The 26,002-nt window shown below is 67.2% G+C and carries 25 protein-coding genes, 1 tRNA gene, 1 pseudogene and 1 riboswitch; of the genes and pseudogenes, 14 read left to right on the top strand and 13 right to left on the bottom strand.

The window, feature by feature from the left end; all coding sequences use genetic code 11:
* Positions 1-16: 16 nt before the first annotated feature.
* Positions 17-883 (bottom strand): winged helix-turn-helix domain-containing protein, encoded by an 867-nt coding sequence (locus tag AC4BCK_RS03865; protein ID WP_104189022.1) that lies wholly within the window; start codon positions 881-883, stop codon positions 17-19.
* A 701-nt stretch (positions 884-1,584) separates the two neighbouring features.
* Between AC4BCK_RS03865 and AC4BCK_RS03860 the strand changes: the two genes are divergently transcribed.
* The 3 genes from AC4BCK_RS03860 to AC4BCK_RS03850 all read left to right on the top strand — a co-directional run bounded on the left by AC4BCK_RS03860 (position 1,585) and on the right by AC4BCK_RS03850 (position 4,837).
* Positions 1,585-2,325, top strand: a complete 741-nt coding sequence (locus AC4BCK_RS03860) for a response regulator transcription factor (protein ID WP_174181247.1) — start codon at positions 1,585-1,587, stop codon at positions 2,323-2,325.
* A gap of 7 nt (positions 2,326-2,332) precedes the next feature.
* The gene (locus AC4BCK_RS03855) at positions 2,333-3,862 is read left to right on the top strand and encodes a sensor histidine kinase (protein WP_490566598.1); all 1,530 of its coding nucleotides are present in this window, start codon (positions 2,333-2,335) and stop codon (positions 3,860-3,862) included.
* 93 nt (positions 3,863-3,955) lie between these two features.
* Positions 3,956-4,118, top strand: a riboswitch (cyclic di-AMP (ydaO/yuaA leader).
* Between the two features lie 5 nt (positions 4,119-4,123).
* Positions 4,124-4,837, top strand: a complete 714-nt coding sequence (locus AC4BCK_RS03850) for an aggregation-promoting factor C-terminal-like domain-containing protein (RefSeq protein ID WP_490566597.1) — start codon at positions 4,124-4,126, stop codon at positions 4,835-4,837.
* On the opposite strand, the gene AC4BCK_RS03845 is transcribed toward AC4BCK_RS03850, so the two are convergent.
* Genes AC4BCK_RS03845 through AC4BCK_RS03835 form a run of 3 tightly spaced genes read right to left on the bottom strand, consistent with a single transcriptional unit; the run spans position 4,834 to position 6,814 of the window.
* Positions 4,834-5,238: a glyoxalase superfamily protein gene (locus AC4BCK_RS03845; RefSeq protein WP_490566596.1), complete on the bottom strand. Its 405-nt coding sequence runs from the start codon at positions 5,236-5,238 to the stop codon at positions 4,834-4,836. The two genes, AC4BCK_RS03850 and AC4BCK_RS03845, sit on opposite strands and share 4 nt — an antisense overlap.
* 46 nt (positions 5,239-5,284) lie before the next feature.
* Positions 5,285-5,920 carry a uracil phosphoribosyltransferase gene (gene upp, locus AC4BCK_RS03840; protein ID WP_013599856.1) on the bottom strand — a complete coding sequence of 212 codons (636 nt, stop codon included), beginning with the start codon at positions 5,918-5,920 and terminating at the stop codon, positions 5,285-5,287.
* 12 nt (positions 5,921-5,932) lie between these two features.
* Complete coding sequence (locus AC4BCK_RS03835) at positions 5,933-6,814, bottom strand: phosphatase PAP2 family protein (protein ID WP_363938440.1); 882 nt, start codon at positions 6,812-6,814, stop codon at positions 5,933-5,935.
* 61 nt (positions 6,815-6,875) lie between these two features.
* Here AC4BCK_RS03835 and tadA point away from each other — a divergent pair, with 61 nt between their 5' ends.
* Positions 6,876-7,382 carry a tRNA adenosine(34) deaminase TadA gene (gene tadA / locus AC4BCK_RS03830; protein WP_174181255.1) on the top strand — a complete coding sequence of 169 codons (507 nt, stop codon included), beginning with the start codon at positions 6,876-6,878 and terminating at the stop codon, positions 7,380-7,382.
* Positions 7,383-7,404: 22 nt separating this feature from the next.
* Here the strand turns inward: tadA and AC4BCK_RS03825 are convergent, their stop codons facing one another.
* From AC4BCK_RS03825 to AC4BCK_RS03810, 4 genes are all read right to left on the bottom strand, one after another.
* Entirely contained in the window at positions 7,405-8,478 is a 1,074-nt protein-coding gene (locus AC4BCK_RS03825) for a glycosyltransferase family 4 protein (protein ID WP_490566595.1), read from the bottom strand.
* Between the two features lie 4 nt (positions 8,479-8,482).
* Positions 8,483-8,881, bottom strand: coding sequence for a 6-pyruvoyl trahydropterin synthase family protein (locus tag AC4BCK_RS03820; RefSeq protein ID WP_174181259.1), 399 nt, complete (start codon positions 8,879-8,881; stop codon positions 8,483-8,485).
* A gap of 3 nt (positions 8,882-8,884) precedes the next feature.
* Positions 8,885-9,934, bottom strand: a complete 1,050-nt coding sequence (locus AC4BCK_RS03815) for a zinc-dependent alcohol dehydrogenase (RefSeq protein ID WP_364321159.1) — start codon at positions 9,932-9,934, stop codon at positions 8,885-8,887.
* A gap of 198 nt (positions 9,935-10,132) precedes the next feature.
* Entirely contained in the window at positions 10,133-11,902 is a 1,770-nt protein-coding gene (locus tag AC4BCK_RS03810) for an HNH endonuclease signature motif containing protein (RefSeq protein WP_490566594.1), read from the bottom strand.
* A 164-nt stretch (positions 11,903-12,066) separates the two neighbouring features.
* On the opposite strand from AC4BCK_RS03810, the gene AC4BCK_RS03805 reads away from it, so the two are divergent.
* A tRNA-Ser gene (locus AC4BCK_RS03805) sits at positions 12,067-12,156 on the top strand.
* 61 nt (positions 12,157-12,217) lie between these two features.
* Here the strand turns inward: AC4BCK_RS03805 and AC4BCK_RS03800 are convergent.
* On the bottom strand, positions 12,218-12,853 hold the full coding sequence (locus AC4BCK_RS03800; RefSeq protein WP_363958551.1) for a tyrosine-type recombinase/integrase: 636 nt from the start codon (positions 12,851-12,853) through the stop codon (positions 12,218-12,220).
* An 87-nt stretch (positions 12,854-12,940) separates the two neighbouring features.
* Here AC4BCK_RS03800 and AC4BCK_RS03795 point away from each other — a divergent pair.
* The 6 genes and pseudogenes from AC4BCK_RS03795 to AC4BCK_RS03770 form a co-directional block, all read left to right on the top strand.
* Positions 12,941-13,913: pseudogene (locus AC4BCK_RS03795) on the top strand (amino acid permease); the annotation flags it as partial.
* A complete protein-coding gene (locus AC4BCK_RS03790; protein ID WP_490566593.1) occupies positions 13,910-15,661 on the top strand; it encodes a thiamine pyrophosphate-dependent enzyme in 1,752 nt (583 codons plus the stop codon). The pseudogene AC4BCK_RS03795 and the gene AC4BCK_RS03790, both read left to right, overlap by 4 nt.
* Positions 15,662-15,855: 194 nt before the next feature.
* Positions 15,856-16,614, top strand: coding sequence for a LamB/YcsF family protein (locus AC4BCK_RS03785; protein ID WP_366277964.1), 759 nt, complete (start codon positions 15,856-15,858; stop codon positions 16,612-16,614).
* Entirely contained in the window at positions 16,611-18,308 is a 1,698-nt protein-coding gene (locus AC4BCK_RS03780; protein WP_251421804.1) for a 5-oxoprolinase subunit B/C family protein, read from the top strand. Before AC4BCK_RS03785 ends, AC4BCK_RS03780 begins: the two co-directional genes overlap by 4 nt.
* On the top strand, positions 18,308-20,044 hold the full coding sequence (locus AC4BCK_RS03775; protein WP_174180082.1) for an acetyl/propionyl/methylcrotonyl-CoA carboxylase subunit alpha: 1,737 nt from the start codon (positions 18,308-18,310) through the stop codon (positions 20,042-20,044). Before AC4BCK_RS03780 ends, AC4BCK_RS03775 begins: the two co-directional genes overlap by 1 nt.
* Before the next feature lie 32 nt (positions 20,045-20,076).
* Complete coding sequence (locus AC4BCK_RS03770) at positions 20,077-20,775, top strand: GntR family transcriptional regulator (protein WP_377084662.1); 699 nt, start codon at positions 20,077-20,079, stop codon at positions 20,773-20,775.
* A gap of 135 nt (positions 20,776-20,910) precedes the next feature.
* Here the strand turns inward: AC4BCK_RS03770 and AC4BCK_RS03765 are convergent, their stop codons facing one another.
* The 3 genes from AC4BCK_RS03765 to AC4BCK_RS03755 all read right to left on the bottom strand — a co-directional run bounded on the left by AC4BCK_RS03765 (position 20,911) and on the right by AC4BCK_RS03755 (position 23,457).
* Entirely contained in the window at positions 20,911-21,696 is a 786-nt protein-coding gene (locus AC4BCK_RS03765; protein ID WP_174180058.1) for a putative hydro-lyase, read from the bottom strand.
* Positions 21,693-22,910, bottom strand: coding sequence for an NRAMP family divalent metal transporter (locus AC4BCK_RS03760; protein WP_174180056.1), 1,218 nt, complete (start codon positions 22,908-22,910; stop codon positions 21,693-21,695). The genes AC4BCK_RS03765 and AC4BCK_RS03760 overlap by 4 nt, the downstream gene beginning before the upstream one ends.
* A 199-nt stretch (positions 22,911-23,109) precedes the next feature.
* On the bottom strand, positions 23,110-23,457 hold the full coding sequence (locus AC4BCK_RS03755; RefSeq protein WP_174180054.1) for a hypothetical protein: 348 nt from the start codon (positions 23,455-23,457) through the stop codon (positions 23,110-23,112).
* 213 nt (positions 23,458-23,670) lie between these two features.
* On the opposite strand from AC4BCK_RS03755, the gene AC4BCK_RS03750 reads away from it, so the two are divergent.
* Together AC4BCK_RS03750 and AC4BCK_RS03745 are read left to right on the top strand one after the other, a co-directional pair.
* On the top strand, positions 23,671-24,297 hold the full coding sequence (locus tag AC4BCK_RS03750) for a hypothetical protein (RefSeq protein ID WP_364274599.1): 627 nt from the start codon (positions 23,671-23,673) through the stop codon (positions 24,295-24,297).
* 79 nt (positions 24,298-24,376) lie between these two features.
* Entirely contained in the window at positions 24,377-25,132 is a 756-nt protein-coding gene (locus tag AC4BCK_RS03745; RefSeq protein ID WP_490566592.1) for a YcnI family copper-binding membrane protein, read from the top strand.
* A gap of 156 nt (positions 25,133-25,288) precedes the next feature.
* Here the strand turns inward: AC4BCK_RS03745 and AC4BCK_RS03740 are convergent, their stop codons facing one another.
* The gene (locus AC4BCK_RS03740; protein ID WP_363958533.1) at positions 25,289-25,603 is read right to left on the bottom strand and encodes a hypothetical protein; all 315 of its coding nucleotides are present in this window, start codon (positions 25,601-25,603) and stop codon (positions 25,289-25,291) included.
* Here AC4BCK_RS03740 and AC4BCK_RS03735 point away from each other — a divergent pair.
* Positions 25,596-25,946: a DUF4232 domain-containing protein gene (locus AC4BCK_RS03735; RefSeq protein ID WP_309296834.1), complete on the top strand. Its 351-nt coding sequence runs from the start codon at positions 25,596-25,598 to the stop codon at positions 25,944-25,946. The two genes, AC4BCK_RS03740 and AC4BCK_RS03735, sit on opposite strands and share 8 nt — an antisense overlap.
* Positions 25,947-26,002: the final 56 nt, after the last annotated feature.

The raw sequence follows: 26,002 nt of genomic DNA, 5'->3' as shown, positions 1-26,002 counted from the left end.
GGCGGCAGGGGTAGTGCTAGATCGAGTATTCGGGAGCGGCCCAGACAACAACTTCGGGGTGCTCGTAGAACCGGTACCCCTGGCCGCGGACTGTGCGCACGGTGTTGGCAAGGCGGCCCAGCTTGGAGCGGAGCCGGCGGATGTGGACGTCGATGGTGCGCTCGTTGGGCACCTCTTCGGCGTTGCGCCACAGCCCCTCAAGGAGTTCGTCGCGCCCCACGGTGCGGGTGCCGTTCTCCACGAGGTAGTTCAGGAGCTCGAACTCCTTGAACGTCAGGTTGAGCGACTCGCCGTCCAGGTGGACTTCGCGGCGGGCCAGGTCGATCAGGACGCCGGACGGACGCGGCTCCTGTGCCTGCGACGGACGCGGGGCCTCCGTGCGCTGGCGGGCGTTGACGGTGGGGTCACCGAAGGTGGAACGGACGACGTCGAGCGCGGAACCGGGTGTGCCGGCGGGGGCAACGGCAACTGCTGCGTAGCTTTCGGCACCGGACACGAGGGACTGGGCGTAGGCGCGGATCTCCTGGGCCAGCTTGGCGATGGAGGTTCCGGCCGCTGCCGCCGTCTCCTCGTCAATGCCCATGTAGAGGACAAAACCACGGGCAACGTTGTCGTTGGCTACGGGCCGGACGGTATTCGGACCGGCCACCACGGGAGTGGGGACGGTCATGGGTGCCGCCTCTGCGGGCTGGACCGCCCGGAGCTGCCCGTAGGAGCTGGGGTTGAAGCCCTGCGGCGCGTAGCCCTGGGAGGGGAAGCTGCTTCCAGATGATGATGGCGCCAGGGCGGGGCGCGGTCCAAACCCGGGGCGGAGGCCCGAGGGCTGGCCGGCCTTGGCGGCGTTACGGACAGAAATGTGGACGTATCCGGATGCAACTGACATGGAATGCTTACCTCAATGTGAATGGCCGTCATCGCGGCCCGAATGCTGGGAATCCCCGCAATGCGAACTGGGGAGGGGCGCCCGACGCTGGGCTGGGGGCGAATGCCTAAGAACTTCGGAGGGTGGGAAGGTCAGGCGTGCATTCGACAACAGCGCATGTCGGCAGCAGCGGATGTGCTGGGCCAATATTCTGCGGCTGCAGGTGCTGTTGAGTTCTTGTTCACATTGGAAGTGTGCAGCGTAACAATGGCAACTTGCAAGTAACAATGGACGCGATCGTCCGCATAATGAGACAAATTCCGCGATAGTGTTCCAAATCACAATTCTGGACGCTGTAAAAAATAACGCTTGTTATCCGGCGTTCTGCCTTTCTCCACGTGGTCTACAGAATTTTGTTCGACCAAAGAGCGTCCTGCGATTGATCCGTTCACCAGAGCGTCTGATAGCGGAATCTCGCTCTTCACCATGGTGGCGTGTCCAGCCGCCCCCGCTTTTGGACAGAAAAAATTGTGTTCGGAGCTGATGGTTGGGCATACCGAAGCCCGATATGCCGCCGTTTGAACGTCCGCGTCCGGGCGGCCGCGGACGCGGGGATTACACGCTTGGGACCCTCCACGCATCCAGCTCGCTAGGCTGGGATTCACAGCTTGCGCACAGGAAAGCCATAGCCGGGCTTAAACCAATGATCGGAGAGTTGTTCCATGGCCACCTCCCACTCCATGACAAACAACCTCCCCACGCTCACTCATCCGGACGGCTCCCCCATCAGGGCCCTGGTGGTGGATGACGAGCCGAGCCTCTCCGAGCTCATGAGCATGGGCCTCCGCATGGCCGGCTGGTCCGTGGCAGTTGCCGCCGACGGTCCCGGGGCAGTGAAAATGGCCAAAGACTTCCGGCCGGATGTCCTGGTCCTTGACGTCATGATCCCCGGTTTCGACGGCGTCGAGGTCCTGGGCAGGATCCGCGCCTTCGCGCCCGAGGTTCCCGCCCTGTTCCTCACCGCAAAGGACGCCGTCCAGGACCGGATCGTTGGCCTCGCGGCCGGCGGGGACGACTACGTCACCAAGCCGTTCAGCATGGAGGAGGTACTGCTTCGCCTGCACCGCCTGGTCCAGCGGTCGGGCGTGGCCGCGATGGACACCGCCGAGCTGGTGGTGGGAGACCTGGTCCTCAACGTTGACACCCGTGAGGTGACCCGCGCCGGGGAAGAGCTCCAGCTGACGGCCACCCAGTTCGAGCTGCTCCGCTACCTTATGGAAAACCCCAAACGCGTCATCAGCAAAGCGCAGATCCTGGACCGGGTCTGGAACTACGACTTCGGCGGCCAGGCCAACATCGTGGAGCTCTACATTTCCTACCTGCGCAAGAAGGTGGACGCCGTCCACCCGCCGATGATCCACACCGTGCGGGGCGCCGGGTACGTCATCAAGCCGGCGGAGTAGGAAAGCGATGGCGTCAGCGCACAGTACGGAGCCGCAGCCCCCGAGCTGGCTGAAGCCCGGCACCTGGCACCTGCGGACCCGCCTTGTCCTCCTGGCCATGACCCTGCTGATCGCCATTTGCGGGGCGGTGGGCGTGGCGAGCTATGCCTCGATGGACGCGTTCCTCACCCGGCAACTCGATGACCAGCTAAGCCAGGCCGCAGACCGTTCCAACGATCCCGGCCGCCCTCCCTCGGGCGGCTTCAACGGCAGGGATCCCCTGGACGCCCGCGGCCAAAGCGTCGGAACCCTCAACGCCCGGATCCTCAACGGCCAGGTCAACAGCGGCGGTTTCCTCACCTCGAATACCACGCGCTCCCCCTTGTCCACGGAGGACAAACAGGTCCTGCTGGCCCTGCCCGCCAACGTGCAGCCGGTGGACAGGACGCTGTCCACCGGCGATTACCGGCTGCTGGCCATCCAGACCAGCTTCGGTGACGTCCTGGTGACAGGACTTCCCCTGGCCGCCAAGGAAAGCACGCTCGCATCCCTGGTGTGGACGTTCGTTTTTGTCTCCCTGGGCGGACTTCTCCTGATCGGCCTGGTGGGAACGGTCCTGATCCGCCGCACCATGAAGCCCCTGGAGCAGCTTTCCGAGGTTGCCACCCGCGTTTCACAGCTGCCGCTGGATGCCGGCGAGGTGGCGCTTGCGGTGCGCGTGCCGCCGTCGAACTCCAATCCCGCAACGGAGGTGGGCAGCGTGGGCCATGCGCTGAACCTGATGCTGGACAACGTGGCCAACGCGCTGCAGGCGCGGCAGAAGAGCGAAACCAAGGTCCGGCAGTTCGTGGCGGACGCTTCCCATGAGCTCCGCACGCCGCTGACGGCCATCCGCGGCTATACGGAACTGATGCGGATGACGGAACACTTCACTCCTGACGGGGAAAAGTCGCTGGCCAGGGTGCAAAGCCAGTCCCAGCGGATGACGGCACTGGTGGAGGACCTGCTGCTGCTGGCGCGGCTTGATGAGGGACAGCCTTTGAAGCTCAGCGAGGTGGACCTGAACCAGCTGGTGGTGGAAGGCGTCAGCGACGAAAAGGTCATGGCGCCCGGGCACACCTGGCGACTGGAGCTCCCCGACGAGCCCGTTGTGATGAACGGGGATCCGTCCCAGCTGCGGCAGGTGCTGATGAACCTGCTGTCCAACGCGCGCAAGCACACGCCGCCGGGGACCACCGTGGTCACCGGGGTGGGGAAGACGCCGGAGGGTGCCGCGGTGGTAACGGTAACGGACGACGGCGGGGGCATTCCGCCGGAGTTCGTGGACCAGGTCTTCGCACGGTTCGCCCGCGCAGACGCGGCCCGGACAGGCAAGAGCGAAGGGCCTGGCGCATCCGGCACGGAAGGAACAAGCGGCCTGGGGCTTTCCATCGTGGAGTCCATTGTTGAGGCCCACGGGGGCAAGGTCACGGTGACATCACAGCCCGGCCGCACCCGGTTCGTGCTCCAGCTCCCACTGCCGCAAGTTCAGGCGCAAGACGGCGCGCCGCTAGCGTGATCCCTGTTACCAAAATGTGACTTAAGCGCTGCACTCCTGTACCGTCGATTGGGTGCGGTTCCCGTTCGGGCCGCATATCCGGATGACGCCAAGCTCTGCCGCTTCCCGGATTCCGCTTGAGCATAGGCAGAGGCGGGGGACCCAACAGTCCCGGGCATTCAACTGCCCTTGGGGTTAAGCCAGCACGTGATTTTTCCGTGTGGCCGGATGCCCTCATCCGAACCCGACAGCTAACTCCGCAGGTGTGAGAGGCGATCCATCATGTCTAAGTTCCTTAGTAAAGCACGCCCGAAACCAGGCCCTGAAGCCCGCGCCCCGCGCACGTCAGGCAAAACCCCGTCCTTCGGCCAGCGCGCTGCCATCCTCGCAGCGTCCGGCGCCCTCCTTGTAGGCGTTGGAGCCGCGGGCCAGGCTACCGACACCGCAGTGCAGGTGGCAGCCACGCAGACTCAGGCGGTTGAGGCACAGTCGAAACTGAGCATCGAAAAGAGCGAAATCCAGGCGAACCCGGCTCCCGCTCCTGCAGCTGAGCCGATCAACGTGGTACCGCAGGCAGCCGAACCGGCCCCTGCTCCCGCTCCCGAGCCCGCACCCGCGCCGGCCCCGGCGCCTGAACCCGCACCGGCACCGGCGCCCGCTCCGGAGCCTGCGCCCGTCGTCGCGGTCAACGACCCCGCAGGGGCACAGGCTTACGCTGCCGGCCAGCTGGCCTCCTACGGCTGGGCCGCCGACCAGATGCAGTGCCTGCAGACCCTGTGGACCAAGGAATCAGACTGGACCACCACGGCCACCAACCCGAGCAGCGGCGCTTACGGCATTGTGCAGTCCCTGCCTGCCGAGAAGATGGCCAGCGCGGGCGCCGACTACCTCACCAATTACCGTACGCAGATCAACTGGGGCCTGAACTACATCCAGGAGCGCTACCAGTCCCCGTGTGGAGCACTGAACTTCCACTACGCCAACAACTGGTACTAAACCGAAGCAGCGTGCCCCTCGCGGTCCAGTGCGTCCCGGCCCGGGATGTACTGGACCGCCCACCGGTTCCCGTCGGGATCGGCGAAGTACACAAAATGGCCCCAGTCCTGCACGTCCACATCGCTGACCTCCACCCCGTTGGCCTTCAGCTGAGCGTGGGCGGCCTGGATGTCATCGACCACGAGCTGCAGGTTTGAGCCTGTGCCGGGAGGCGCGTCCGTGAGCCCTTCCCCAATGCAGATGGAGCAGGCAGACCCTGGCGGGGTCAGCTGCACGAACCTGATGGAGTCGCTGGGCCGCTCGTCGAAATCGGCGTTGAAGCCCACTTTGTTGACGTAGAAGTCTTTGGCGCGGTCCACATCGGACACGGGCACAAAAACGAGTTCCAGTTTCCAGTCCATGCGCACAGGCTAAGCCTTGTGTTGGGAAGCGGGAAAGGCTTGAGTCCTAGCCTGCGATGCCGTACAGGCGGTCGCCTGCGTCGCCCAGGCCCGGAACGATGTAGGACTTTTCGTTGAGCTTCTCGTCGATGGACGCCAGGACAATGGTGACGTTTGCGCCGGAGAGTTCTTCCTCCAGCTTGGCCAGGCCCTCCGGCGCGGCGAGCAGGCAGATGCACGTGACATCCGAGGCGCCGCGCTTGAACAGGAACTTGATGGCTTCGCGCAGTGTTCCGCCGGTGGCAAGCATGGGATCCAGCACGAAGATCTGCCGGTCGGTGAGATCCTCGGGGAGGCGCTCGGCGTAGGTGATGATGTCCAGGGTTTCCTCGTCACGGGCCATGCCCAGGAAGCCCACTTCAGCGGTTGGGACCAGCTTGGTCATGCCCTCCAGCATGCCCAGGCCTGCCCGAAGGATGGGAACCACCAGCGGGGTGGGCTTGGTGAACGCGGTGCCCACGGTCGTGCTGACGGGGGTTTCGATGGTGACGGGCTCGGTGCGGACTTCTCGCGTGGCCTCATAGGCAAGGAGGGTCACCAGTTCCTCCGTCAGCTGCCGGAAAACCGGGGACGGAGTGTTCTTGTCCCGCAGGACGGTGAGCTTATGGGCGACCAGCGGGTGGTCCACAACGAGAGTGCGCATGGGTCAAAACTATCACCCGGCCGCCGGGCCGCTCCCCTGCCGTCCGCCGCCCGTGCCCGACTGGGAAGCGCCGTCGTCGACCCTTGGCGGGGCACCGCCGCCGTTCGCCGTCGGGGCGGTACCGGTGGTGCTTTCCGCGTCTCCGGATTGGTCCTCGCGCAGGACCGGATGTTCGAAGGTGGGTGCCGGGCCCGCGTGTTCGCGCCGCCGCATCACATGGAACAGCCTGTGGGCCAGGATCACGATGCCCACCCACGCCAGCCCCAGGAACCAGCCCGCCATCACGTCCGTCATCCAGTGGTGCCCCAGGAAGACCCGGCTCAGGCCCATGGCGATAATGAAGATCGTCCCCACGGTGATGGCCGCAATCCTGGCCCAGAGCACCTGGAACTGCAGGCACATGAGGTAGATCAGGACCCCGATCACCACGGTGGTGTTCAGGGTGTGGCCGCTGGGAAACGACGGCGAGGTCTCGAAGGGCGGGACGGCCTCGGAGTGGTCAGGACGGGTCCTGCCGACAAGCCGCTTGCCCAGGGTGGTGGCCAGGGTGGAGACCAGGGCTGCCCCGCCCACCAGGACAATGGGCCGCCATGTCCTGCTCAGGAAGGTCAGCCAGGCTGTGAGGATGCTCGCCAGGATGGGCATGCCGATCCCGCCGCCGACGTTGGTGAATCCTGTGGCGAAGGCGTCCATCTCCGGGTTCCGCAAGGACTGTGAGTATTCCAGCGCAGGAATATCAAGGCTGGCCAGGCCTTCCTCGTCCACGACATCCGAGTAGACCTCGGCACCCAGGAGCGCCATGGCGATCACCAGCGTCCCGCCGATGATCATGGTCAGCCACAAGGCGGCGTACGGCTTGATCCACTTGTCCACGCGGTCTCGGACTGTGCTCACTGTGCCTCCCGGCGGATGTGCGTCACGGGCTCTGGGTATCCTTCGAAACTATCATTGAGCCATGGTCTCCGCAGATAAGAAACACCACGCGTGGATGGGCCTTGCCCTCGCCGAGGCCCGGCGCGCCCTCGATACCGAGGACGTGCCCATCGGAGCGGTGGTGATTGGGCCCGACGGCTCCGTGCTGGGTTCCGGGCGGAACCAGCGGGAGGAGCTGGGCGACCCCACCGCGCACGCCGAGGTGGTTGCCATCCGCGAGGCGGCGGAACGGCTGCGCCAGGTTTCCCTGCTCGACGGCGGCAGCGGAGACGGCTGGCGGCTCGCCGACTGCACGCTGGTGGTGACCCTTGAACCCTGTGCCATGTGCGCCGGCGCGATTGTCCTGGCACGAATCCCCCGGGTGGTCTTCGGCGCCTGGGACGAGAAGGCAGGAGCTGCGGGGTCGGTGTTCGATGTTCTCCGTGAGCGGCGCCTGAACCATTGGGTTGAGGTGTATCCGGGCGTGCGCGAGGCCGAGTGCGCCGCCTTGCTGCGTGAGTTCTTCGCCGGGCACCGCTCGCGGCTCTGATTCATGCCCCAGGCTGTCAGCGTCACCCCCTGATTGCGGCCAGCACGTGGGCCGCTGGCTGTTCCCAGCCCGGCAGGACGCCTCGTGCCTCCAGGGCCCGTGCCCGCCAGGCATCCCGGGTCCCGGCATCTTCCAGCCAGCGCCGAAGTGCCTGGGCCAGCAGGGCGGGATTTGCAGGATCATCATCCGCCGGGAAGGCTACCTTCGCTCCCGGAACCGCGCCGCCGTCGTCGTCCTTCCCCGCCATTCCCAGGCGCAAGGCCTCGACGGCGCCCGTGCCATCGCGCACCACCACGGGGATCCCCCGGGCGAGTGATTCGGTGACCACCATGCCGAACGCCTCGGCACGGGACACCAGGAGGCTGAGGTCCGCCCCACGCCATTCGTTTTCCAGTGCTTCACCGGCCAGCTCACCGGTGAACTGGATCCGCCCGTCCATTCCGTGCATTTCTACTGCGGCTTTAACCTTTTGTGCGTAATCCCCGTCTGCCTGGTCTGACCCGACAAACGACGCTGTCCACTCAAGGTCCTGGAGCAGTGCCAGCGCGGAGACCGTGAGCAGCTGGTCCTTATTGGGCAGGAGCGCGGCCACTATGACCATGTGGGGCGGCGCGGACCCCTCGGCCAACGGCGCAGGGTCGGTGCCTGGGAGTGCGACCTTGAGCCCATGGAGTCCGTGGCGTTCTTCCAGGACTTTGCGGGCCCATGTGCTGGTGCACACCACACCGGTGGCAGCCCGGAGGGACCGTGCTTCACGCTCGTGATGTGCCGGGGCAGGCATATGTACCAGCACCCATGTTTGTCGTCCGGCCTTGGCCGCGAATTCGAGCTCATCCGGCGTGCCCATGGCGATGAGCCCGTCGACAATGGTCACGGTATCGGGTTGTTCCGCTTCGCTCCCGGTTTCCCACGCCCCGAGGAGGCTGCCCAGGCGGCGTCGGGCGTGAGTGCCGGCGTAAGGCCAGGAGCCTTCGACGGGGAGCACCTCGACGTCCACTCCCAGCGCCTTCAGCCCCTGCACCAGCCGGGCGTTGTAGATGTTTCCCCCGGAATGATGGTGGATGTTGCCCGGAACCAGCAGGCGGATGCGGTCCATGGGATCAGGCGGCTGGAAGGTCCAGCGAGTAGGTGGCCCAGGCGTCCGGGTTCTCGCGCAGGGTGACGTCAATCCCGGCGAGCTGGCCGCCGTCGTCGTCATCCTTCAGCTTTTCCGCCACGGACGTGGCAACGTATTCCGCCAGCGCTTCCGTGGTGCTGAGCTTGCCCGCGAAATCGGGGTGCTCGTCCAGGTTCCGGTAGTTCAGGCCTGCCAGAACCTCCTCGATCATGGTCCCGGCCGCGCCGATGTCCAGCACGATCGCGTCGTCGTTGAGCGTCCGACGGCGGAAGCTCACCTCCGCGACGAACGTTGCCCCGTGCAGGGCCTGGGCCGGCCCGAAAACCTTGCGCGGAAGGCTGTGGGCGATCATGAAGTGGCGTCGGACAGTCAGGCTGAACATGGTTTACCTCTGGTCTTCTCGGGCGGGGTTCCTGGGATTTTCGGGGGTTTCGGGGGTTTCGTCGCCGGGGTACTCAATGACGTGGCACAAGGCGTCGAGGTTGCCGTCAGCGAGGTCCTGCACCACGCCCGGCAGTTCGGCGAACGGCGACGTGCCGGTGAGGAACACGTCGAAGACTGGATCCTTCAGCAGGGAGACGGCGAGGTTCAGGCGGCCGGCGTTGGTCCTGCGGTGCCTGCGCGCCCGTGCCACCACTCCCACCTGGCTTGCCCTGATGGACAGGCGCCGGGCGTGGAAGTCCTCCCCCAGCGGCAGGGTGACCCCGCGGTTGGCGTACCAGGACATTTCGATGACGTCCGCTTCATCACCGGCAAGCTGCAGGCTCCGCTCCAATCCCTCCTGCGAGGCCGAGCAGTGAAATACGATGTCGCAGTCGGCGAGGGCGTCATCCGGATGGGCAAAGTCGACGCCAAGGATGCCCGCCAGTTTTTTCCGTCCCGGGTCGAGGTCCACGAGTTGCAGGCGTTCCAGGGGAAAGGTCCTCAGAAGGGTGGCCACCATGCCGCCCACAAGGCCTGCGCCCACCACCGCGACCCGGTCTCCCAGGCGCGGGCCGGCCTCCCACAGTGCGTTGACCGCAGTTTCCACCGTTCCGGTGAGCACTGCGCGGGAGGAGGGGACGTCGTCGGGGATCCTGGTGAGTGAACTGACGGCTGCCACGTAGCGGTCCTGATGGGGGTTTAGGCAGAAGACGCGCTGCCCCGGCCAACCTTCTGGCCCTTCCTCGACGACACCCACGGACAGGTATCCGAACTTCACCGGCCCCGGGAACTCACCCTCCTGGTGGGGAGCCCGCATCTCCTGGGCCACCCGGGGCGGGACTGCGCCGGCGTGGACCACCATCTCGGTGCCTTTGCTGATCCCGGAGTAGAGGGTACGCACCAGGGCTTCGCCTGGGCCGGGCGCGGGAAGGTCCTCAGTCCGCAGCTCGCCGTGTTCCTTGGCCGTTGTCCAGTAGGCGGTTGCGTGCGTGGGACTGGTTTGATGAGTCATCTTGCTGATGAATCTAGCCCTCCTGGCGTGTACCGCGAAAGTTGGATGGTCCCCTTGTGGGTGAAGGCCTGCGCAATTGCCGCCAGAACGGGAATCGTCTTGCTGTTCCGAAAGGGAACCGTACTGCCCTTTCGGAACAGAACCGTAATGCTCTTCCGTGGCCGCCAGCAGATGGCCGTCACCCCGCCGCGCCCTCCATCAGGGGGCGGCAGGAACTCCTTCGCCAGCCAACACCCACCAGGCCTCTTCGGACAGCGGGTCCTTCGGCTGCCGGTATCCGGGCAGGAACCAGTCAGCAAAGGTGTCCTCGGGAAACTCGTCGTGGGGAAACAGGCTCTCGAAGGCAAGATCGTCGGCAGAAGCCCTGACTTCGGAGAGGTAGCCCGGAAACTGGCGCCGCTGCGGGAGTTCATCAGGCGGAGGCACGGCCTCGGAAAGATCATCAGGGATCCTGAGCTCTGCCACGGAGGCCGACAGGACAGAATGGGGCCAGTGGGGTGGTTCCCAGTCCTGGTGTTCGCTTTTGTACTGGCGGCCGGTGGGTGAGGTCCAGCCGGGTGGTTGATTCTTGGTGGCTGGTGTTGGTTTCCAGCCGCTGGTGTGCCGCAGTCTGTGGTGTTTCGGGCAGGGCTGTCCGAGGTTGCTGATCCCGGTGGTCCCGCCGTCATGCCAGGCGAGGAGGTGGTCTGCCTCATTATCCAACGAGCTGTTGCTGCAGCCGTGGAACGGACACCGGCCGTCCCGCATCCGCAGCCAGCTCCGCATGGCCTTGGTGACCCGGTAGCTGGTGCGCCCAATTTCCAGTGGTGCCCCGTCCCGCGGGTCGACCAGGACGCGGTGAAAGGAGTCTGCTCCGTGTGCAACCAGGTTCCGTGCCATCGAGGCTGGGATGGGGCCGAACCCGTCCAGCACCGCCGGCTCCTCCGTCAGGCCCATCAGCGAGAACACCGGCACGGTGACCAGGACCTGGGCCCGGATCCCCGGGGAAAGCAGGCCAGCACCGGTTCCTGCGCCGGCTCCGCCGCTGTCGCTTGCTTCCTCGCCGTTACCTGCACTGTTGTCTGCATGGAAGGTTGCACTGGTTCCGCTGGTGAGGATGGCTTCGGCGAATTTGTCGGTCCTGATTTGGGTGAGGGTGCGGGGTTCGTTGGGTCCTTGTGCGGCCCGCGCGAGAGCGTTAAGGCGGTTCCAGCCTGCCAGCGCCTGGTGCGCGGGCAAACAAGCCGAGAGCCAGGCCATGCCGTCCTGGTCAGGCCGGTATTCCACCCGCCGGTCCGCCGCCCCCTTGGCATGGCGCTTCTCCAGCGACTCGGGATGGTGGCGTTCCCGCCACGTCCGGGCCTTGGCCTTGAACCGGTACGCCGGCATCTCCCCCATCGTCGCCGCACCGGCCGGCCGTGGCGTGTCCGGATCCAGGAAGTGAGCCTCCAGGGCGGCGGCCCCGGCCCGGTCAAGCCCCACGGCCTGGTCCACCATTTCCCGGGCATGGGCCCAGGAAATCGTCCCGGACCCCAACGCGGCGAGGGTCCGGGGCAGGGCCGTGGCCAGGGCATGGGACTCGGCCAACAAGGCACCGGCGGCACGGTCACCAATCACCAGCGCACACCCGACCTCGGCCACCAGGCTCCGGTCCTGGGCCGTGGCCTCCTGCGGCGAGGACGGCGGACCGTTCACCACACTCGTGGCAGCAGCGAGCACCTGAACCGCCCGCGCCTTCACCGCCGCCAGCTTCGCCTCCGACCGCGCCACCCCCGCAAGAACATCCAACGCATTATCAGCAACCCGCTGCAACGGATCATCACCAACCCCGCAAGCGTCAGCACCAGGTCCAGCGGCACCCGGACCGGAAACAGCCATCCCAGAACCGGTCGTACCGGCAACAGCAGCGCCGCTGAGCACGGCCGTGAAAGCAGCCACCGAAGCATCAACAAACGCCTCTGCCTCCACCACCACCGGATTGCCTTCCATAAATCCATCTTCATGCGAGGGTCTGACATTTAAGGGGCCCGGTGCACCCCGGCTGAAAAGAATTGTGAAAATCTTTTTCCGGCCTCTTTGCCAGGGCAGCGGGAGCTCCTCCCGACAATCCCGTTTTGGGGATGCACGCCTTGCTCCGGTACCCTATTGAGGTTGGTGACGTGTCCGAGCGGCCGAAGGTGCAACACTCGAAATGTTGTTTGGTGTCAAAGCCAACGTGGGTTCAAATCCCACCGTCACCGCCAAGTAAGAAGGCGTCTACATCGTTGATAACACAGCGAAGTAGGCGCCTTCGCTTTTTGTAATTCAGTCTCGTGAGCGCACTTTGAGCGCAACCTGTTGTGATGCAGCGGCATCGAGCGCGACGGCCACAGCGTCCAAGTCATCCGGGAACAGGTCAGCGTAGGTGTCCAGCGTCATTGTTGCGGAGGCGTGACCCAGCATCGCCTGAACGCTTTTCACGTTCGCTCCCGCCGAGATGGCCAGCGATGCGGCAGTATGGCGGAGATCGTGGACCGTCATCCGTTCGAGACCAGCGCGGCCAAGCGCACCTACGAACCAGCCCCTGCTTGTCTGGCTTGTACCGCCCCGCTTCATGTACTTGCCGTCGTCGCCAGGGAACAACAGATCATCAGGGTGCTTCCCGGCCATCTGCACTGCGAGCGCGTCAGCCAGAAACGCCGGGAACGGGACGGTGCGCTTCTTGTGCGTCTTGGGAGTACCGACCTCGATCTTGCTGCCGACCTCGACGGCGTTTAGAACGACGTTGAGACGACGGCGCATAGGATTTACGTCCTTGACCCGGAGCGCCGTGACTTCACCCCAGCGGAGGCCGGTGTAGGCGAGGACCAGAACCAAAGTGCCGTGTTTCGCTTCGGCGGCAAGGTCGTGCACCTGTTGATGGGTCAGATAGACATGCTCCTTCTTGACCTTCCTAGGCATCTTCACCCCCCTGGCGACATTCGAGGAAAGGCGCCGGTCCTTCACAGCAATATCCAGGATCTTGGCAAGGATGCCATAGCAGCGGATGGCACCTACTTCGTCATCTTCGGCACCCCCGTGGACGGCCAACAGGTCGGCCTGAGCCTGCTCTCAGACAACGGCGGGATCTTCCCCAACGGCCTGCTGCCCATGATCATCCTCATGCAGGGCGTCCTGTTCGCCTACGCCTCCATCGAACTCGTCGGCACCGCCGCGGGCGAAACCGAAAACCCGGAAAAGATCATGCCCAAAGCCATCAACTCCGTGGTGTTCCGCATCGCCGTGTTCTACGTCGGCTCCGTGATCCTCCTGGCCCTGCTGCTGCCCTACACCTCCTACGAAAAAGGCGTCAGCCCCTTCGTGACCTTCTTCGGCTCCATCGGCATCCAGGGCGTGGACGTCATCATGAACCTCGTCGTCCTCACCGCCGCCCTGTCCTCCCTCAACGCCGGGCTCTACTCCACCGGCCGGATCCTGCGCTCCATGTCCGTCAACGGCTCCGCACCCCGCTTCGCCTCCCGCATGAACAAAGCCGGCGTCCCCTACGGCGGGATCGCCATCACCGCCGGCGTGTCCCTCCTCGGCGTCCCCCTGAACTACCTCGTCCCCGCCCAGGCCTTCGAAATCGTCCTCAACGTCGCCTCCGTGGGCATCATCATGACCTGGGCCACCATCGTCCTGTGCCAGCTCCAACTCAAACGCTGGGCAGACAAAGGCTGGCTGGAACGCCCCTCCTTCCGCATGATCGGCGCCCCCTACACCGGCTACCTCTCCCTGCTCTTCCTCGCCGGCGTCCTCACCATGGTCTTCATCGACTCCCCCCTCACCATGCTCGTCACCGCCATCGCCTCCGCCCTCATGATCGCCGGCTGGTACGCCTGCCGCACCCGCATCCGCGAAATCGCCCAAACCCGCGGAGGCCACACCGGACTCTCCCCCGTCATCGCCAACCCGCCCGCAACCACCTTCAGATAAAGACCACCTCCACCAAACCGTCCGAACCGCCAAAGAAAGCCCATGACAACGGAAACCGAAGCAACCCCAGCCGCATCCCCCACCCAGCCTGCCGCCGTCGTACACCCTGCTGGCGCCGGCCAGAAGCCGGGCCGGCCGCCCGCACCCCAGGCCACCCCGCCGGCACTGAAATCGGCCGGGCACGTCATCGTCGATTCTCTGGTGGCGCACGGGGTGCACCGCACCTTCGTGGTGCCGGGCGAGAGTTTCCTGGACGTACTGGACGGCCTGCACAGTTCCAGCATCGAAACCATCGTCTGCCGGCACGAGGGCGGCGCCGCCTACATGGCCGAGGCGGACGGAAAGATGAACCAGCGCCCGGGCATCGCCATGGTGACCCGGGGGCCCGGCGCGGCAAACGCCCATGTGGGGCTGCATACCGCCTGGCAGGACTCCACCCCCATGCTGCTGTTCGTGGGCCTGATCCCGTTCGCGCACCGGGACCGGGAGGCATTCCAGGAGTTCGACATCAAGGCCTGGTTCGATACCGGCGCAAAACGCGTTATGGTCCTGGACCACGCGGAGCGGGCGTCGGAGATCGTGGCCGAGGCAATGTTTGCCGCGATGAGCGGACGGCCCGGTCCGGTGGTGGTGGGCCTGCCCGAGGACATCATCCGGCAGCAGATTGACCCGGCACTGCACCCTGCCATCCCGGTAGCGGCCGGCGGTATGAGCCGCACCGACGCCGCAGCCCTGGAAGCCGCCCTGGCGGCGTCCAGCAAGCCGCTTTTCGTCACCGGCGGCAACGACTGGACGCAGGAGTCGGCAGACCAGCTCACCGGCTGGCTGGAACAGCATCACATCCCGGCCGCGGCTGAATGGCGGACCCAGGGCACGGTGTCCTTCGATTCACCCTCCTACGTTGGCCCCATCGGCTACGGCCGTCCCCGCCCCACCTACGACCTGCTGGAGGAAACCGACCTCCTGGTGTTTGTGGGAACCGTCCCCGGGGACGTCATCACGGACGGATTCGTCTGCCGGCAGGACTGGACCAAGGAGAACTTCCTGGTGACCATCGACCCCTCCCTCCGCGGCCGGTCCGGGCCGGTGTCCCGGCAGATCCTGGCCAAGCCGGACGCCTTCGTCCGCGACCTCGCCGGCATCAGCCTGCCGGCCAAGGAGGAGTGGAAGGCCTGGACCGCGAGGATGCGGACCGAGCAGCAACGGTTCGCCGCCCTGCCTCCGGCAGCCCCCGCGCCGGGCCGGGCGCGGATGGACACCCTGATGGCGAACCTGGTGCCACGGCTCCCGGAGGATGCGATGGTGACCTTCGGCGCGGGCGAGCACACCAACTGGGCCCACCGGTATTTCCCCACCCGCCGCTACGCCTCCATGATCAGCGCCCGCAACGGCTCGATGGGCTACTCGGTCCCCTCGGCCATCGCGGCATCGCTGGCCGAGCCCGGCCGCCGCGTGGTGACCATCGCCGGGGACGGCGAGTTCCTTATGAACGGGCAGGAACTCGCCACCGCCGCCCAGTACGGGGCCACGCCGCTGGTGGTGGTAATGGACAACCAGGAATACGGCACCATCCGCACCCACCAGGAACGGCACTACCCGGAACGGGTCTCCGGGACCCAGCTGAAGAACCCCGATTTCGGCCTGATGGCCAGGGCCTTCGGCGGGTTCGGCATCACGGTCACCGAGGACAGGGACGTTCCGGCCGCGCTGGACGCCGCCCTTGCCGCCATCGACCGGGACGGCGTCTTCGCCCTGGTCCACCTCGTGGTGGAACAGCGCGTCAAGGCTTACTGACCCTGCCGCCCACGGGGAGCGGACGACGGCGGGAGGTTCCGCCGTCGTCCGCTCCTTCTGTTGCATGCGTGGGATGCGGTGGCAGGAACGCGCGGCCGGGCAGGTGCCCTGGGCACCAGTTTGGCCAAAATTGTTGAACAATCTTGGATTCTCGTGCATCCTAAAGAGACCACTTCAACGAGACGAGAATCACTATGGCCTCCATTGACCTCAACAGCGACGTCGGCGAATCCTTCGGGAACTGGACCATGGGCGACGACGCCGCCATCTTCCGCTCCGTCTCCAGCGCGAACATCGCATGCGGCTTCCACGCCGGCGACCCCTCCACGATTGCCCGGACCTGCCGCGACGCCGTCGCCGCCGGCATCAGCATCGGAGCCCACGTGGGATACCGCGACCTCGCGGGCTTCGGCCGCCGCTTCCTGGACTGCTCCCCCACGGAACTCGCCGATGACGTGCTCTACCAGCTGGGCGCCCTGGAAGGCATTGCCCGCGCAGCCGGCGGCCGGATCAGCTACGTAAAACCCCACGGGGCGCTGTACAACACCATCGTGACCCACCAGGTGCAGGCGCAGGCGGTGGTGGATGCGGTCAAGGCCTTCGGCGGGGACCTGCCGATGCTGCTGCTGCCGGGTTCGGTGGCGCTGGCCGCCGCCGAAGCAGCCGGCCTGCGCGGAGTAGCCGAGGCCTTCGCGGACCGCGCCTACAACCCGGACGGAACCCTGGTGTCCCGCCGCGAACCCGGCGCCGTCCTCCATGACGAGGATGCTGTTGCCGCCAACATGGTGCGGCTGGCCACCGAGGGCACCATCGTTGCCAGGGACGGGTCCACCATCAAAACCTCCGCCGAAAGCATCTGCCTGCACGGCGACACCGCCGGCGCCGTATCCATGGCGGCCGCGGTCCGCCGCGAACTCGAAGCAGCCGGCGTGGACATCAGGAGCTTCGTGTGAGTTCCCCGGAGATACGCTGGGCCGGGCCCCGCGCCCTGCTCCTGGAGCTGGACTCCCTTGACGCAGTGCTGTCCCTGCACTCCCGCCTCAGGGACAACCCCGCCGCGGGACAGGTCGATGTGCTGGCTGCCGCCCGGACCGTGCTGGTTGTCTTCGACTCCCGCGCCAGCGCCCGCGCTGCCCGCGGACCCCTTGCACGGCTTGGGAGCATGCCCGCAGGCGCCGCTGCCGTCCAGGACACGCCGGTGCGCATCGAGGTGGTGTACGACGGCGAAGACCTTGCGGAGGTGGGCGAACTCACCGGCATGGGTCCCGAGGGAGTCGTCGCCGCCCACACCGGCCAGCTGTGGACCGCAGCCTTCGGCGGGTTCGCGCCCGGATTCGCCTACCTTGTGGGGGAAACGGACGCCCTGAACGTTCCCCGGCGCGGCACCCCGCGGACCGCCGTACCCGCCGGGTCGGTGGCCCTGGCCGGCAACTTCTCGGCCGTGTATCCGCGGCGGTCACCGGGCGGCTGGCAGCTCATCGGGCATACCGCCACGCGCATGTGGGACCTCCAGCGCGAGCAGCCCGCCCTGGTCCGCCCCGGCACCACCGTCCAGTACGTCGCGGTGCGCGAGCTCATTCAGCTCAGCCGGACTGAGACGGACCAGGCTGACGGGACCCAGGCTGACGCCGCGGCTGCTCAAACACCTGCCGCCGGCCCCGCCCTGGAGGTCCTCTCACCCGGGCCGCAGGCACTCATCCAGGACCTCGGACGGCCGGGCCTCGGCGATTTGGGAGTCTCCCCGGCCGGCGCTGCAGACACTGCGAGCGCCCGCCAGGCGAACCGGCTGGTGGGAAACCTGCCCACCGATGCCGTGATCGAAAACGTCATGGGCGGCCTTTCCGTGCAGGCACGGGGCGAGCTGACGGTTGCGCTCAGCGGCGCGGGCACGGCGGCGGACATCCGGAGCGAGGGCGGCGACAGCGAGGGCGGCATCATCCGGCAGGCGCCGATGTATGCCCCCTTCCCCCTGCACGACGGCGAAAGCCTCCACCTCGGCGTGCCGGAGGCAGGCCTGCGCACCTACCTCGCCGTCCGCGGCGGGATTGATGTTCCGCCCGTGCTGGGAAGCCGCTCGACCGACCTGATGTCGGGCATCGGCCCGGCCCCGCTGGCCGCCGGAACGGTGCTGCCCGTCGGCGCCGTGGACAGCGCCCGGGCAGTGGGCCACGCCGAACCGCCTGCCCTGCCGGCAGACCTCTCACCAGGCGCCGGCGGCAGTCCCGTGGTACTGCGCATCACCACCGGCCCCCGCCACGACTGGTTCACGCCCCGCTCCCATGAGGCCCTGACCGGGCAGGCGTGGACCGTGACCGCCGAATCGAACCGCATCGGCGTCCGGCTCGGCACCGGGCCGTCCACGCCCGGAGCCGACGCCGGCACCCCGCTGGAGCGGGCACGAGAGGGAGAACTCCCCAGCGAAGGCGTGGTGGCCGGCTCGCTGCAGGTCCCGCCGTCGGGCCTTCCCGTCCTGTTCCTGGCCGACCATCCCGTCACCGGAGGCTATCCCGTGATCGGCGCCGTTATTCCCGAAGACCTTCCTGCCGCAGCGCAGCTTCCTCCGGGCGCCACCGTGCGCTTCGTGGAGGTTGACCCCGAAACACTGCAGCCCCCGGCCCCTCTTCCGAGCACGCGAAAGAAGCAATGATGAAAAAAGTCCTGATCGCCAACCGCGGTGAAATCGCCGTCCGGATTGCCCGCGCCTGCACCGACGCAGGCCTGGTGTCCGTGGCCGTGTACTCGGACCCCGACGCGGACGCGCTGCATGTGCGCCTCAGCGACGAGGCGTACGCGCTGGGCGGCTCGGCCAGCGCGGAGACCTACCTGGACATCCCTAAGCTCCTGGCCGTCGCTGCCCGGTCCGGCGCCGACGCCGTCCACCCCGGATACGGCTTCCTTTCCGAGAACGCCGACTTTGCGCAGGCAGTGCTCGACGCCGGACTTACGTGGGTGGGCCCCTCACCTGACGCGATCCGCAGCCTGGGCAACAAGGTCACCGCCCGCGAAATTGCGGTCCGTGCGGGTGCGCCCCTGGTCCCCGGCTCCGACGGACCGGTAGCCGACGCCGACGCGGTCCGCGCCTTTGCCGCGGAATTCGGTGTCCCCGTGGCCATCAAGGCGGCCTTCGGCGGCGGCGGCCGGGGCCTCAAGATCGCGCACCGGGTGGAAGACATCGACGACGCCTTCGACTCCGCAGTCCGTGAGGCAACCGTGGCGTTCGGCCGCGGCGAATGCTTTGTGGAGCGCTTCCTGGACCGGCCGCGGCACGTGGAGGCCCAGGTCCTGGCCGACACCCACGGGAACGTAGTGGTGGTGGGCACGCGGGACTGTTCCCTGCAGCGCCGCAACCAGAAACTGGTGGAAGAGGCACCGGCTCCGTTCCTGACCGCGGAACAGCGCACCCGGATCCATGAGTCCGCGCGTGCCATCTGCCGGGAGGCCGGCTACACCGGCGCCGGCACGGTGGAGTACCTGGTGGCCCCCGACGGCGTGATTTCGTTCCTGGAAGTGAACACCCGCCTCCAGGTGGAGCACCCCGTCACCGAGGTAACGTCCGGGCTCGACCTGGTGCGGGAGCAGTTCCGCATCGCGGACGGGCTGCCCGTGTCCGTCACCGAGGACCCGGCACCCACCGGCCATGCGTTCGAGTTCCGGCTCAATGCCGAGGACGCCGGCCGGGGCTTCCTGCCGGCCCCCGGACCGGTGGACGTGTTCGAGGCGCCCACAGGGGCCGGGATCCGCGTTGATTCCGGCGTCCGGTCCGGCTCCGTCATTCCTGCCGAATACGACTCCCTGATGGCCAAGCTGATTGTCCACGGCGAGGACCGCCAGCAGGCCCTGCGCCGCGCCCGCGCCGCCCTGGACGAGCTGCGGATCGAGGGCGTCCCCACCGTCCTTCCGTTCCACCGCGCCGTGGTGCGGGATCCCGACTTCACCGCACCGGACCGGCTGGGCGTGTTCACCACCTGGATTGAAACGGAGTTCGCCGGCCGCCTGGCCGCCTCCCTGCAGACCGGTGCCCAGGGCCCCCTGGCCAGGCGCGAAACCCTGACTGTCGAAATCGACGGGAAGGCCGTCCAACTGGGTCTGCCCGCCAAGGTCTTCCACGCCCTGCTCCATGGCGGAGGGGCCGCCGTCGAACCTTCCGCGGGCACGGACAGCGCCGACGCGGACGGCGAGGTCACCGCCCCCATGGGCGGGAACCTGGTCAAGTGGGTGGCCGGCGACGGGGCCGGAGTCGGCGCCGGCGAGCCCGTTGCCGTCCTGGAGGCCATGAAGATGGAAACCGTGGTGGTGGCGTCCGCCGCCGGAACCTTCCGGCGCGGCGGGCAGGAACCGGGCGCCGCCGTGGCCCGCGGCGAGGTGCTGGGTACTGTCGGCTAGCATCGTTAGTCGAACGGGAATGGGGGAAACCAATGAACACTTCGGCAGACGGTACGGCGGAACACGCACACACCACGGCCTGGATCGCGTCGGTGCTGCGCACCCGCATTGCCGCGGGTGAACTTACGCCGGGGTCCAAGCTGTCCGAGGAGCCGCTGTGCGCAGCGCTGGGTGTTTCCCGCAACACCCTGCGCCAGGCGTTCACCACGCTCGCCGGCGAATCCATTGTGACGCGCATACCAAACCGCGGCGTCTTTGTGGCGTCACCGGGCGTGGAGGAAGTCCGCGAAATCTACCGCGTGCGGCGGATGATTGAGCCTGCCGCCGTCCTCTGGGGCGAGCTGACACCGCAGGTGCTGGAGGGATTGGAAACCATTGTGCAGCGGGCGCAGCAGGCCCGGGACAGCGGATCGGTGCCCGACATGGCCGATGCCAACCAGGCACTGCACGGAGCCGTGGTAGCCCTGACCGGCAGCGCTTCGCTGCAGGAGCTCATGGACCGGGTGCTGGCCGAAATGCGGCTGGTGTTCCACTCCATGGCTTCGGCACCGGACTTCCACAGCCACTACGTGGACCGCAACGTGACATTGGTGAAGCAGCTGCGCGCCGGCGCACGCCAGGATGCTGCAGAGGGGCTGCGCGCCTACCTGGACGAGGCTGAGGCGGAGCTGCTGGCGCACCTGGGCTCGGAGCAGGACCGCGGGTCCGGGATGCGGCAGCGCGCCGGATAGGCACGCCGCCGAAACATACAGGTGTGGGGCAGGAGGTTTCCTCCTGCCCCACACCTTGTTCTTTAGTTGTCCGCGGCGCCTACGGCACCAGTTGTTACGAGCGGCGCCTACGGCACCCCTTGTTATGAGCGGCGCCTACGGCACCAGGTAGTCGCTGTCCCGTGCGTCCGTGATAAGCATGTGGCCGGGCGCATGGCCGATGGCCAGCGGGGGCCTCGACTGCATCACGGCCGCCTGCGGCGTCACTCCGCAGGCCCAGAACACCGGGATGTGGCCGGCCGGGATCTTCACGGCGTCGCCGAAATCGGGCCGGCCCAGATCGGCAATGCCCAGTTCCTCCGGGTTGCCCACGTGGACCGGGGCGCCGTGCACGGCTGGGTACCGCGAGGTGATGCGGACCGCGTCCGCAACCTGCGAGGCCGGTACCGGGCGCATGGAAACCACCATCGGACCGGACATTGATCCGGCCGGGTCACAGGCCCGGTTGGTCCGGTACATGGGCACGTTCACGCCCTGGTCGATATGCGCGATCCGGACGCCCCCGTCCTGCAGGGCTGCCTCGAAGGTGAAGGAGCAGCCGATCAGGAACGTCACAAGGTCGTCCTGCCAGTAGCCGGTGATGTCCGTGGGTTCATCCACTTTTTCACCGTTTTTGTAGACGGTGTACTTGGGGACGTCCGTGCGGATGTCCCCGCCGGCCAGCAGCGGCCCGGTGGTGTGGCCCGGTTCGAGGATGCCCAGGATGGGGCACGGCTTGGGGTTGCGCTGGGCGAACAGCAGCAGGTCGAAGGCATGCTCCCGCGGGATGGACAGGACGTTGGCCTGCGCGTAGCCGCGGGACCAGCCCGACGTCGGCTCCACCAGTCCGGCGCGGAAGGCCTCGCGCGCTTCGGCGGGGAGCATGGAGGCGCGGCCGGTCATGACCACAGCTTCGCCAGGCCCATGACGGAGTTCCAGCCAAGGAACAGCGTGATCAGCCAGGTGGCGACGCCGACCAGCAGCAGCCACTTGGGGTAGGCGTAGCCGTGCAGGAGGTCGCGGCGCCGCCAGGCCACCCAGAGGAGGACACCGAAGCCGACCGGGAGGATCAGGCCGTTGAAGGCGCCGGCGAAGATCAGCAGCTGCTGCGGCGCCTGGCCGAGGAAGGCGTAAATCACGGCGCAGACTGCGATGAAGGCAACGGTGATGAGGTTGCGCTTGCGCTCTGAAGTGCGGGACGAGGTGATGAAGGAGACGGAGGTAAAGGCAGCTCCGATCACCGAGGTGATTGCTGCGGCCCACAGAACCACACCGAACATCCGGAGGCCGATTTCGCCGGCAGCGGCGCCAAAGGCTTCGGCCGCCATGTTGTTGCTGCTGAGCACCGTGCCGCCGGCCACAACGCCGAGGATGGCCAGGAAGAGAAGGACGCGCATGAGGCCGGTAACCATAATGCCCAGGACGGAGCTGCGGGTGATCTCCTTGACGTGCCGCACGCCGGTGGCACCGGAATCCAGCATCCGGTGCGCGCCCGCGTACGTGATGTAGCCACCCACGGTTCCGCCCACGAGGGTGGTGATGATGAGGAAGTCCACCGTCTCGGGCAGGAACGTGTTCTTCAGGGCCTCGCCCAGGGGCGGGGCGGCAACAATGGCCACGTAGATCATCAGGAGGATCATGACGGCGCCCAGCAGGACCACGATCCGGTCCAGCGCCATGCCGGCTTTCTTGCTGACGAAGATGAGGATGGCGACGACTGCGGACACGAGCCCGCCGATCTTCGGATCCACGCCCATCATCGCGTTGACGCCGAGTCCTGTTCCGGCAATGTTGCCGATGTTGAACACCATGCCGCCGAGGAAGACCAGGCCCGCCAGGAACCAGCCAATACCGGGGAGGACTTTGTTGCCGAGTTCCTGGGCGCGCAGCCCCGAGACGCCGATAACGCGCCAGACGTTCATCTGGACCGCGATGTCGATGAGGATCGACGCCAGGATCGCGAACGCGAACGACGCACCGATCTGGGCGGTGAAAACAGTGGTCTGGGTGATGAAGCCGGGCCCGATGGCGCTGGTAGCCATCAGGAACATGGCTCCCAGGAGGGCCGTGCGCCGAGCAGAGGAGCTCAGGTTCAGTTTTATGCCGGTTTCTGCCATGGGTTCGTCCAATTTTCAGGGTGACTGGAGTCACAGTGGTCGTCCCGATCGACATTACAGGTTGTTGAACAATCCGCGCAAGGTATTGTTCAACAACTTTTTTCCTACGTTGTCGATCTTTGTGATTCGACGAAAGAAGGCCGGGACCCCTCGGATCCCAGCCTCACCGCCGCCGGCCGCTCCCCCTGCGGCTGGAAAGCTACAGCCGGTCGGTCCGTTCCTCGCCGCCCTTGTGCCCCGAGCCGCGGAGATTCTCCTGGACCTTGCCGAACAGGTCCTTGATGGTGGACTCGGCGTTGGAGATGACGTCCACCTGGAGGTATACCGGATGGGTGACCGGGAGATCGTATTCATCCTTGAGGTGCGTGCCGCCCGAGACTCCGGCTAGGGACAGGTAGACCATGGCCTCCGTGCGGGCTATTCCGGCGATCTTCCCGAACACCACGGTGAACTCGTTCGGCTGGAAGCTGACCGTGTGGCCAACATGCCCGCGGTCCAGTTCACCGGCGGGAACGGCCTTCTCTGACTGGCTTCCGGTGTAGTCCATGAACTTCTCCTCAAGATCGCCTGGCAGTTACGCTCGCAGTCTACGCGGGCCCGAAGGGGCGGTACATAGCCGGCGGGCGGGCCTGCGGGCGTGCCTGGAACTGCCCGCCCGGGGCGCGCGCACGCACCCTTCCCGCCGGTAGAATCTGAACGGCCATCATTAAACCGGCGCCGCCATCCGCGGCCCGTTCCGTCATTGGGAGGGGGACCATCCGTGCCGGCACATCGTCCCCGGACCCCCTTCCACCTCCTGCGCGCCACCGCCGTGGCCACCGTCATCCTGGCGCTTGCCGCCGGAGCGCACCTCGCTGCCGGCGGGGAGCTCCCCACGCCCGCCATCATGCTGGCCGTGCTGTCCCTGACCGCGCTAGGCAGCACCACCGCAACACGCCTGCGCCTGGGATTTCCCGCGCTGGCCGCGCTCCTGGGCGGCGGGCAGGTGGCACTGCATGAGGTCTTCACGGCCTTCAGTTCTTCCGGTACGGCCCCGGGGTCCGGCCCTGCCGCATCCCACGTCAGCCACGTGGCCGGACCCGGCTTCCTCACCCCGGCGGCAGACCACCTCGCCGGAGCCGCGGCAACAGCCGGTCCCCTGATGCTCGCTGCGCACGTCCTGGCGACACTGGGCTCCGCGCTGCTCCTCGCCAAAGGCGAGGCCGCTCTGTGGGCGCTGGCTGCCTGGCTTCGGCCCCTTGTTGCGCTCCCCCAGCCGGTGGCGTGCGACGACGGCGCCCCGCCTTTAGCTGCTTTTCCTCCTGCCGCCGCCCCTTTGCGCCCCTGGCGCAACCTCCGGCAGGACAGCCGGCGCGGCCCGCCTTCCGCCGTCGTGCTTTCCTCCTGACCCGCTCCGCGTCCTGCGGCGCCGGGCCCACAAAAGACTTTTAGCACCCCGGTTCCGGGCGTGCGCCGGAAAGGCAACCATGCACACCTCCATCCTTCGACGTTCCCTGGCAACGGCAGCAGCCACCGGAGGCGCCGCTGCGCTTCTGCTGGCAGCCGCGGGCGGCGCCGCCGCCCACGTCGGCGTCACGCCGGACAAGACCTCGGCCAACTCCTATGCCCTGCTCACGTTTGCGGTCCCCCACGGCTGCGACGAGTCCGGCACCACCAGGGTGGCCATCACGCTGCCCGCGGAGCTGAACGACGCCCAGCCCACGGTCAACCCGAACTGGACCGTGGAGAAGGTGACCGAGCAGCTCCCTGAACCGAAGAAGCTCGCAGACGGCACCTCCATCACCAAGCGGACCAGCCAGATCGTCTACACCGCCAAGGCGCCCCTGGAACACCAGCTCCGGGACACCCTGGTCCTCTCGGCGAAACTGCCTGATGCAGCCGGGAAAACGCTGTACTTCCCCACGCTCCAGACCTGCCAAACAGGCCAGACTGACTGGTCCGAAATTCCGGCGGACGGCCAGGACCCCCATTCCCTGAAGGCACCTGCACCGTCGGTGACCGTGACGGAAGCCGCAAGCACTGACGGCCACGGGGCTGCCCCGACCGCGTCCCACTCCACCGAACAAGCCTCGGCGGTCAGCGGCAGCGGGGCAGATGACGGCGGAGCAGGAGCGCGCAGCTGGGCAGGCCTGGCAGCGGGCCTCGGCGGGCTGGTACTGGGCGGTACGGCCCTGGTCCGCAGCACGGCCCGGCGCAACCCGGCGGACACCCCGGCGAAGTAGCGCCGCACCGTCACAGCCGCACCAAGGGCGGCCCCAGCCGGCAGCGCCACGGCTTTTGATGCCCGGATCATCACGATCCGGGCATCAAAATGCCGGGGCGGCCCGTTGTGCCGTTGACGCGGACACCCGCTGCGGCGAAGGTGGTGCCATGAGGTCTCAGCGAATTTTCCAGGGGTTGGTCATGTCCACGGCGGCCGCGGCGGCGGCACTGATGCTCAGTGCTTGCGGGCCGGCGCAGCCGCAGTCGCAGCCGACTGCAGCAGGAACCGGCACAGGCACCGGCTCGGCCAGCAGCCCAGCCAGCCCCGACGCATCGTCCGCGGCGCCCACGGTGTCTGCGCCGCCGTCGTCCCCCGGCACGTCCCCGTCCTCCGCGGCTCCGGCCCCGGGCGACCCCGCACTTTGCAAGGCGGCAGGGCTCTCGGCGGCTACCGACGCGTCAGGGGGCGGGGCGGCCGGCAGCGTGTACATGAAGCTCAACCTCACCAACACCGGCTCCGATCCGTGCATCCTCCGCGGCTATGCCGGGGTGTCCCTGACCGCTGATGCTGCCGGCGCTCCCATCGGCGCGCCGGCGGTCCGGGACGAATCCACCGCGGCGGTGGACGTCCTCCTGGCCCCCGGACAAACCGGCTCGGCCGTGCTGCGCTACACCCAGGCCGGCAATTATTCGGACTGCGCCCTGGTGGATGCGGCCGGCTACCGGATCTACCCGCCCGAGGACACGGAGTCCCTGTTCCTGCCCCAGCCCACCAGGGCCTGCAGCAACGGTGCGATCACGCTCCTGACAATCAGCCCGTTCCAGCCCGCCTGATTCCTCCGCGGCGGCGCTCCACAAGGAAACTGCAGGCGGTCCGGCATGATGCCGGG

It is taken from the genome of Pseudarthrobacter sp. As-47 (assembly GCF_058215595.1).
Note: the sequence above shows the minus strand (reverse complement) of the source record. Positions and strands in the feature narration are given on the sequence as shown.

Bases quoted from the DNA above. Each gene is read 5' to 3' on its own strand.
- tadA (WP_174181255.1), top strand. From the start codon at position 6,876: ATGGTCTCCGCAGATAAGAAACACCACGCGTGGATGGGCCTTGCCCTC.
- AC4BCK_RS03775 (WP_174180082.1), top strand. From the start codon at position 18,308: ATGAAAAAAGTCCTGATCGCCAACCGCGGTGAAATCGCCGTCCGGATT.
- AC4BCK_RS03770 (WP_377084662.1), top strand. From the start codon at position 20,077: ATGAACACTTCGGCAGACGGTACGGCGGAACACGCACACACCACGGCC.
- AC4BCK_RS03755 (WP_174180054.1), bottom strand. From the start codon at position 23,457: ATGGACTACACCGGAAGCCAGTCAGAGAAGGCCGTTCCCGCCGGTGAA.
- AC4BCK_RS03865 (WP_104189022.1), bottom strand. From the start codon at position 883: ATGTCAGTTGCATCCGGATACGTCCACATTTCTGTCCGTAACGCCGCC.
- AC4BCK_RS03740 (WP_363958533.1), bottom strand. From the start codon at position 25,603: ATGTACACGCTGCCGGCCGCCCCGCCCCCTGACGCGTCGGTAGCCGCC.
- AC4BCK_RS03785 (WP_366277964.1), top strand. From the start codon at position 15,856: ATGGCCTCCATTGACCTCAACAGCGACGTCGGCGAATCCTTCGGGAAC.
- AC4BCK_RS03800 (WP_363958551.1), bottom strand. From the start codon at position 12,853: ATGCCTAGGAAGGTCAAGAAGGAGCATGTCTATCTGACCCATCAACAG.
- AC4BCK_RS03760 (WP_174180056.1), bottom strand. From the start codon at position 22,910: ATGGCAGAAACCGGCATAAAACTGAACCTGAGCTCCTCTGCTCGGCGC.
- AC4BCK_RS03765 (WP_174180058.1), bottom strand. From the start codon at position 21,696: ATGACCGGCCGCGCCTCCATGCTCCCCGCCGAAGCGCGCGAGGCCTTC.
- AC4BCK_RS03855 (WP_490566598.1), top strand. From the start codon at position 2,333: ATGGCGTCAGCGCACAGTACGGAGCCGCAGCCCCCGAGCTGGCTGAAG.
- upp (WP_013599856.1), bottom strand. From the start codon at position 5,920: ATGCGCACTCTCGTTGTGGACCACCCGCTGGTCGCCCATAAGCTCACC.
- AC4BCK_RS03820 (WP_174181259.1), bottom strand. From the start codon at position 8,881: ATGTTCAGCCTGACTGTCCGACGCCACTTCATGATCGCCCACAGCCTT.
- AC4BCK_RS03845 (WP_490566596.1), bottom strand. From the start codon at position 5,238: ATGGACTGGAAACTGGAACTCGTTTTTGTGCCCGTGTCCGATGTGGAC.
- AC4BCK_RS03745 (WP_490566592.1), top strand. From the start codon at position 24,377: ATGCACACCTCCATCCTTCGACGTTCCCTGGCAACGGCAGCAGCCACC.
- AC4BCK_RS03810 (WP_490566594.1), bottom strand. From the start codon at position 11,902: ATGGAAGGCAATCCGGTGGTGGTGGAGGCAGAGGCGTTTGTTGATGCT.
- AC4BCK_RS03850 (WP_490566597.1), top strand. From the start codon at position 4,124: ATGTCTAAGTTCCTTAGTAAAGCACGCCCGAAACCAGGCCCTGAAGCC.
- AC4BCK_RS03790 (WP_490566593.1), top strand. From the start codon at position 13,910: ATGACAACGGAAACCGAAGCAACCCCAGCCGCATCCCCCACCCAGCCT.
- AC4BCK_RS03815 (WP_364321159.1), bottom strand. From the start codon at position 9,934: ATGACTCATCAAACCAGTCCCACGCACGCAACCGCCTACTGGACAACG.
- AC4BCK_RS03825 (WP_490566595.1), bottom strand. From the start codon at position 8,478: ATGGACCGCATCCGCCTGCTGGTTCCGGGCAACATCCACCATCATTCC.
- AC4BCK_RS03860 (WP_174181247.1), top strand. From the start codon at position 1,585: ATGGCCACCTCCCACTCCATGACAAACAACCTCCCCACGCTCACTCAT.